Origin of the sequence: Limosilactobacillus walteri (genome assembly GCF_014830205.1) — a bacterium.
Taxonomy (GTDB): Bacteria; Bacillota; Bacilli; order Lactobacillales; family Lactobacillaceae; genus Limosilactobacillus; species Limosilactobacillus walteri.
This window is the reverse complement of sequence record NZ_QORN01000058.1, coordinates 1-6,541: the sequence shown is the minus strand read 5'-3', so window position 1 is coordinate 6,541 and position 6,541 is coordinate 1. Positions and strand designations below refer to the sequence as shown.

The 6,541-nt window shown below is 39.7% G+C and carries 6 protein-coding genes and 1 pseudogene; 5 read left to right on the top strand and 2 right to left on the bottom strand.

The window, feature by feature from the left end:
• Positions 1-224 precede the first annotated feature (224 nt).
• The 4 genes from DTK66_RS10605 to DTK66_RS10590 all read left to right on the top strand — a co-directional run bounded on the left by DTK66_RS10605 (position 225) and on the right by DTK66_RS10590 (position 4,362).
• Complete coding sequence (locus tag DTK66_RS10605) at positions 225-1,334, top strand: PTS sugar transporter subunit IIC (RefSeq protein WP_153930300.1); 1,110 nt, start codon at positions 225-227, stop codon at positions 1,332-1,334.
• A gap of 149 nt (positions 1,335-1,483) precedes the next feature.
• Positions 1,484-2,485 carry an Rpn family recombination-promoting nuclease/putative transposase gene (locus DTK66_RS10600; protein ID WP_191668649.1) on the top strand — a complete coding sequence of 334 codons (1,002 nt, stop codon included), beginning with the start codon at positions 1,484-1,486 and terminating at the stop codon, positions 2,483-2,485.
• Between the two features lie 210 nt (positions 2,486-2,695).
• Positions 2,696-3,253: an elongation factor P gene (efp, locus tag DTK66_RS10595; RefSeq protein WP_003674998.1), complete on the top strand. Its 558-nt coding sequence runs from the start codon at positions 2,696-2,698 to the stop codon at positions 3,251-3,253.
• 62 nt (positions 3,254-3,315) lie between these two features.
• A complete protein-coding gene (locus tag DTK66_RS10590) occupies positions 3,316-4,362 on the top strand; it encodes a hypothetical protein (RefSeq protein ID WP_191668648.1) in 1,047 nt (348 codons plus the stop codon).
• Between the two features lie 58 nt (positions 4,363-4,420).
• Here DTK66_RS10590 and manA read toward each other — a convergent pair whose 3' ends face one another.
• Together manA and DTK66_RS10580 are read right to left on the bottom strand one after the other, a co-directional pair.
• Positions 4,421-5,386 carry a mannose-6-phosphate isomerase, class I gene (manA, locus tag DTK66_RS10585; RefSeq protein ID WP_191668647.1) on the bottom strand — a complete coding sequence of 322 codons (966 nt, stop codon included), beginning with the start codon at positions 5,384-5,386 and terminating at the stop codon, positions 4,421-4,423.
• A 113-nt stretch (positions 5,387-5,499) separates the two neighbouring features.
• Positions 5,500-6,030 (bottom strand): GNAT family N-acetyltransferase, encoded by a 531-nt coding sequence (locus tag DTK66_RS10580; protein WP_153930296.1) that lies wholly within the window; start codon positions 6,028-6,030, stop codon positions 5,500-5,502.
• A 113-nt stretch (positions 6,031-6,143) separates the two neighbouring features.
• On the opposite strand from DTK66_RS10580, the pseudogene DTK66_RS10575 reads away from it, so the two are divergent.
• Positions 6,144-6,541 (top strand): annotated as a pseudogene (locus tag DTK66_RS10575) (hypothetical protein); the annotation flags it as partial.

Here is a 6,541-nt window from a genome sequence, read left to right as displayed (position 1 = left end):
ATTTCAGTCATGGGCTTTTTATGTTAGTTTAAGTTAATTAATAGGTACTTAATAAAAAATGGTTGAAAACATTTTCCTTTTATTTGAAAGCAAGTCAAAAGGTTATAAAAGTAATTATTTGTATATAATTAAAAAATGATTAGAAATATAATTGACTTTTAATCATAACTTAGATAAACTAACAACAATCATTAATCAAGAAAATAAATATTAAGGAGGCGTTAATGATGGAAAATCAAGTTAGCAGTAATAAAGCTAATGCAACATACCAAAATTCATCAAGAGTCAAGGAAGCGGCTTACCGAATTTTTGCGGCGGTGGCTAATTCTATTTTAGTTATTCTTGGTGGTGGATTATTAGTTCAAACAATTGGTAACTTGACGGGCATTCATGTGCTGACATTAGTCGGGGCAGAAGCACAAGTATTATTAGCGCCGGCAATTGGGGTGGCGGTTGCCTCTCAATTGAATACCAACACTCTCGTTACATTTGCTTCAATGGTTGCGGCAACAGTTGGCGCAAATAGCGTTCATTTTACAACAACCGCGGTTAAAGGAGCTACTGCTACCGGTCAAGCAGCAGTAGCAGCGGTAGGAGCACCGGTTTTTACTACCGGTCAACCAGTTTCGGCTGTTTTAGCAGCACTTGTAGCAGTCCTTGTTGGTAAGTACTTAACTGGAAAGACGCCATTGGACATGGTACTGGTACCATTTGGCGCCTTGGCCGTTGGGATCGGTTTTGGTTTAGTCGTTGCGGCTGTTGTTACTCCAGCATTACTTGCAGTTTCAGCATATATTGCTCATACGATGCAAGTATCACCAGTATTAGGATCAATGGTAATTTCCGTTGTGTGGGCCCTTTTCCTGATGACTCCTGCATCTTCGGCAGCTCTGGCGGTGGCATTGATGTTGGATCCGGTATCGTCAGCAGCTGCCTTGATCGGAACTACTTCACAATTTGTTGCTTTCACCGCAATGTCATTTCGGCAAAATAACCTCGGTGCTAATATTGCCCAAGGTTTGGTTACTCCTAAAGTACAATTCCCTAATCTCCTCATTAATCCGTACTTACTCGTACCGTCAGTAGTATCGGCAGCAGTTTGTGCGCCAGTGGCAACCGTCCTATTTGGTTTCCGCTCAACATACACGCTAGGTGGGTTAGGACTTAACTCCTTGATTGCGCCAATCGCTTACCTATCACGAGGATGGACACAATTTGGAACGTACATGCTCTTTGGAGTTGTTGTTCCAGCAGTCCTTTCCGTTACTCTTTACTTGTTCTTAAAACGAGCAGGTTTCATTGGTGAAGAGCAGTTGCATCTTGAATTGGTATAGAAATTCTGATCAATATAAAAAGTTGTTTTATTACCAAAAGTTTGGTAGTAAGACAACTTTTTTAGTGCAAAATCGCTTTTTTTACGTATTTAAATAATTAGGGAACATTTTTTTAATTCTCTTAATAACTTTCGTGAGGGCGACCGCAATTGGACAATAGCAGAGAGAAACTTGCCGCTAGCAGGTGGGCAGATGCAGGGCTGGCAAACGATTTTATCTTTAATAAGACTTTTTTAGAACAAGAACTAACGTTGGAATTATTACGGCGTATTTTTCCGGAGCTTCATTTAGCAAATCTTTCATTGATTAATAGCCAACAAGAATTTAAGACGACTTTTGATGCTCGGACTGCTCGATTCGATATTTACGTCGAGAGTGGTCTGGATTATCGTTTTGACTTAGAAATGCAAGTTCGTAACTATCATGACCTTTTTCAAAGAAATTTGTATTACTTAGCGAGCATGGTTAGTGATAGTATGGAACATCATCAAAATTATGGTGAAATGGGAAATTCTTATGTGATTTTCTTTTGTGCATTTGATCCGTTAGGTGATGGTGATCAGTATTCAACTTTTGAGCTAAGAAATTTACGGCATTTGCAGAAACGGTACGGTGAAAATATTAAAGTGCTCTTTTTTGATATTAATAGTCAAAAGCGGGAGGTTAATCCGCAGTTACAAGCGTTTCTTGACTTTGCCGCGGGACGTAAGGTTGAGGAAGAAGATGAATTTATCGTACAATTAAAAAAGAGAATCGAGTATGTGAAGCAAAATCGGAAATGGAGGATGGAGTTTATGCGACGGTCAATATATGAAATGGATATTGAAAATGAAAAGAAGTGGGCTGTACGCGAAGGAAAAGAAGAAGGGCGAAAAGCAGGGTTAAAAGAAGGTCGTGAAAAGGGATTGAAGGAGGGTCGTAAAGAAGGACGTGAAGAAGGCCACAAAAAAGGGCTAAAAGAAGGACGTAAAGAAGGCCGTGAAGTAGGGCTTCAAGAAGGGATAAAAAAGGGAAAAGAAAATGGAATTTTAACCCTTGTAAAGTCACTGCTTAGTTTAAAAATCGATCCACAGGTAATCAAACAACAATTAATTGAAAACTATCACCTTGATAAGGATGAGGCAGTTAAGTACTTGAATAAAGTTAAGTAAACTGCTTGAACCGAATTCTTAGGGGCAGTTAACATGATAATAACGGCTATTGTGGTGGTTCTGGAATGTGATACAATAGACTATGAATGTAAATTATGGATTATAATATCTGTAATTAATGGCGGAGAACGAAGCCAGAGATTAGGCACGAGTATTAGGTAGCTCTAATCTATAAGATAGTTCAGATTTAGATGAAGGAGTTTTTATACTATGATTCAAACAATTGATTTGAAAAAAGGTATGGTTTTTGAACGTGACGGCAAATTATTAAAGGTTCTTCAAATTAACCACCACAAACCTGGGAAGGGTAACACTTTAATGCAAATGGACATCCAGGATCTTCGTTCAGGTTCAATTGTACACACCACGATGCGTCCATCAGAAAAGGTTGAACAAGTTAATGTTGACAAGCGTTCAGCTCAATACCTTTATGATGAAGGTGACTCAGCTGTCTTCATGGATCTTGAAAGTTACGAACAATACAGTTTAAGCCATGACTTACTTGGTGACGACAAGAATTACCTTGTTGAAAACATGAAGGTTATCTTAAACTTTGTTAACGGCGACATCATCGGGGTTGAATTGCCAACTACTGTCGAATTAACTGTTGCTGAAACTGAACCAATGATTAAGGGGGCTACTATCGATGGTGGTGGTAAGCCTGCAACGATGGAAACTGGTTTAGTAGTTAACGTTCCTGCATTTATCAAGAACGGTGACAAGTTGATTATCAATACAACTGATGGTAGCTACAAGTCACGTGCTTAATTGGGATGATTATCAGGCTGGGGAATAGTCCCAGCCTTTTTATGTTCAATGGGAGAATTAAAATGAATAAGAAAATAGGACTTTTAATGGTTACTGGGACGATCTTAATGCTGACGGCATGCGGAAAGCAAAATAGTAATAGTACGACCGTTTCTTCTTCATCAAGCAGTAGTTTATTAGTCGCAAAAAGCAGTGCTAAAATTAATAGTGATAACTTGACCCCGCAAGAAGCTGTTAGTTTAATCAGCACCTATTGTGGGCTCCGCTACGGTGGCGAGTGGGCATCGATGACTAAGCAAGCCGAGCGCGATGGTTTACAAGTTAAACTTTATCCTAGTTCAAAATATCAATTGAGTGATGGTGGTCAAGGAGTTGCTTATGACGTCACAGCTGGTGGAAAGTCGCGGGGCTTGATTTATACAGTTAACAATGATGATGTGAATATTTATCAAAATGTTAAAACTAATCAAAAGAACAATAAGTTAGCAACTATCTCAAAATCGGCAATGGCAAGCTATGTTAATCAAGAAGGACAAGGCAAGCTAGTTAGTGACTTAGCAGCCCGCGCCCAGGTTGTCGATAAGCGCAACGATGATAGCGCTGCTTCTAGTACCAGTAATGATATAAGCGACCATAAATATGGCCGGCTGGAAGCAATCAATGTACCAAGTGAGATGCAGGGAACATGGTATTCAGCAGATAATGATGCTGATTCAACCATGACTTTTGGACCTCATTCTTGCACATATGATGATGGCGACGATAAGGGAACTGTCCAGCTTTACAAGCAAGACCCACAATTTGGTGAAAATGCAGACAATTACGAAAATAAAGACATTCAGGACGCAACTAAAAATTGGGGCAAGACTAGCTTCTTTAATCTCGATGGAGCGCGATGGCTGAATATTCGTGGCTGGACACAGGGAGCCGGTGATGGCGAGTCTTATGCCGTTAAAACTGAGACAATTAATGGCAGGCAGGTGAAAATCTTAGTCGAAGGGGGCGGAGCTGAGAATTTAGTGGATGCTGTTTACTATCAATCAAAAGATTTAGCCCAGCAGAATGCTGATAAGAAATTTGCTGATCTTCATTATCTAGACAATAATTAGTTATTCCTAATGATGCTAAAAAACAGCTCATGTAAGCATGGGCTGTTTTTTATACCTTTTATTCAGTAGGCTCAGATGCAATTGCCAATAATTCACCATTGATGGTCCAATTATCGACAGTGGCAGGAATGATAAAGTGGTCACCCTTATGTAATTGATAATCATGACCATCAACTTCTAGCGTACCGTAACCATGAATAATTGAAACCAAGGTGTAAGGACCATGTTGATGAGTAAGTTTTACTTTATCGTGAATATCCCATTTATAAACGGTAAAGTACGGTGAGTCAGGTTGCGTGATGAGTGTTGTAATAGTAGAGTTACCGAATTTTTCAATGTTAGATTTAAATTGTGGTTCCCTGAATGGGACGGTTGTCACATCTTTGGCTTGTCTTAAATGAAGCTGGCGTAGTTGGCCTGTTTTTTTATCTCGACGATCATAGTCGTAGATTCGATAAGTGGTATCAGAGCTTTGTTGGGTCTCAAGGACGATAATCCCCTTATTGAGAGCGTGAATTGTGCCACTAGGAACATAGATGAAATCACCTGTCTTGACTGGCTTTTTACCAAAGAGCTTATTCCATTGGTGGTGGTCAATCATATCAGCAAGTTCTTCCTGGGTCTTAGCAGTATGACCATATGTCAAGTAGGCGCCGGGGTCAGCGTGAATTACATACCAGCATTCGGTTTTACCTAATTCATGCTCGTGCTGTGCGGCATACTTATCATCTGGATGGACCTGTACTGATAAACTATCATTAGCATCGAGAATTTTTGTTAATAAAGGAAAAACGGTTGAGTGCGGATTGCCGAAAAGTTCTGGATGTTGCTGATAAACATCAGGCAATAGTTTTCCTTGGTAATTGCCGTTTATAATAATATTCGGTCCGTGAGGATGTCCAGAAATTGCCCAGCATTCACCAATTGTCCCTTTTGGAATTTGATATCCGAAATCAGTAGCAAGATGACGCCCACCCCAAATTTTTTCATGAAAAACTGGCTTTAAAAATAATGGTTCAGTCAAAGTAATCACTCCTTGTTATGTATACGCTTACATGAAGATTATATCATTAAAGCGGCGATAATAAAAAATCGAAGCAAATTAGTCTAATACCTAATTATGCCTCGATTTAACGATTATTGAATTAACCAGCCTAATGGCCATTCAAACCACTCAAAGACTTTATCAACCTTTCGCTGGTTGATTTTTTTATTTGTTGCTAAAACTTGGAAGGTGACTTTTTCCTCCTTAAATAATTTAGGAGTCGGGAAAAAGCCGTTACGCTTGTAAAAGTTAAGGCGGCGCAATCGCTGTCGATTATTAGCCGCGTGGGGATCAGGACGTTCTACGTCTAGGACAAGCGAATCTTCGGGGTATAGTTCACGAAGCTCGTGGATAATCCGGGTCCCGTATCCTTGAGAACGAATCTGATCATTTACAGCGAGATATAAAATATAATGCATTCCGTGACTATGAATAACGTAAGCAAAGCCAACAAACTGTTGCTGGTCATAAAAGGCCATAAAGTCCGCGCGTTGGTACTTACTCTTAAGGCGTAACCATGACCATGGCTCTCGCTCATACTTCGGAAATGCGCGCGTATATAATTGTTTAACTTGTTTATATTCTTTTAAACTCAACCTCACGGGCTGTATGTCTAAATCCAAAAAATATCACTCCTTATGAATAGATATTTTACCAGAAAAATATCTAATAGACAATTTGAAATCAAACGTTTGTTCTGGTATAGTGGGAAAGTATTTTTAAGGAGTGGTAAAAAATGGATAAAATCATTGCTCTGAACAGGCAACAGCGGACAAAGATATTAGAAAAACTTAGTGTCGAGCAGGTTGAAGCGTTAGGGGAATTCACTCGCTATGCAATGCTTTCACGCTTTCATACGCGTCATTATTTGCGACAGACAGATTGGGAATTTCAGGGGATGGTTGTTGATCCGTGGTACCAGCGTGCTCATGGGCATCATGGTGAAAACCTTTATTGTGATTGTGGACGACGGTTAAAAAATCAATTTATCCTCCGTTCAAAGACAACGGGACGCCGCTTGCTGCTAGGGATTTCCCATTTTCAACAACATGCGAGCATTCCGCCACGGGTTGCTCGTGAGATACAGGCAGGAATAAATGAAATTAACCTATATATGGGGCTGGGAATTAACTA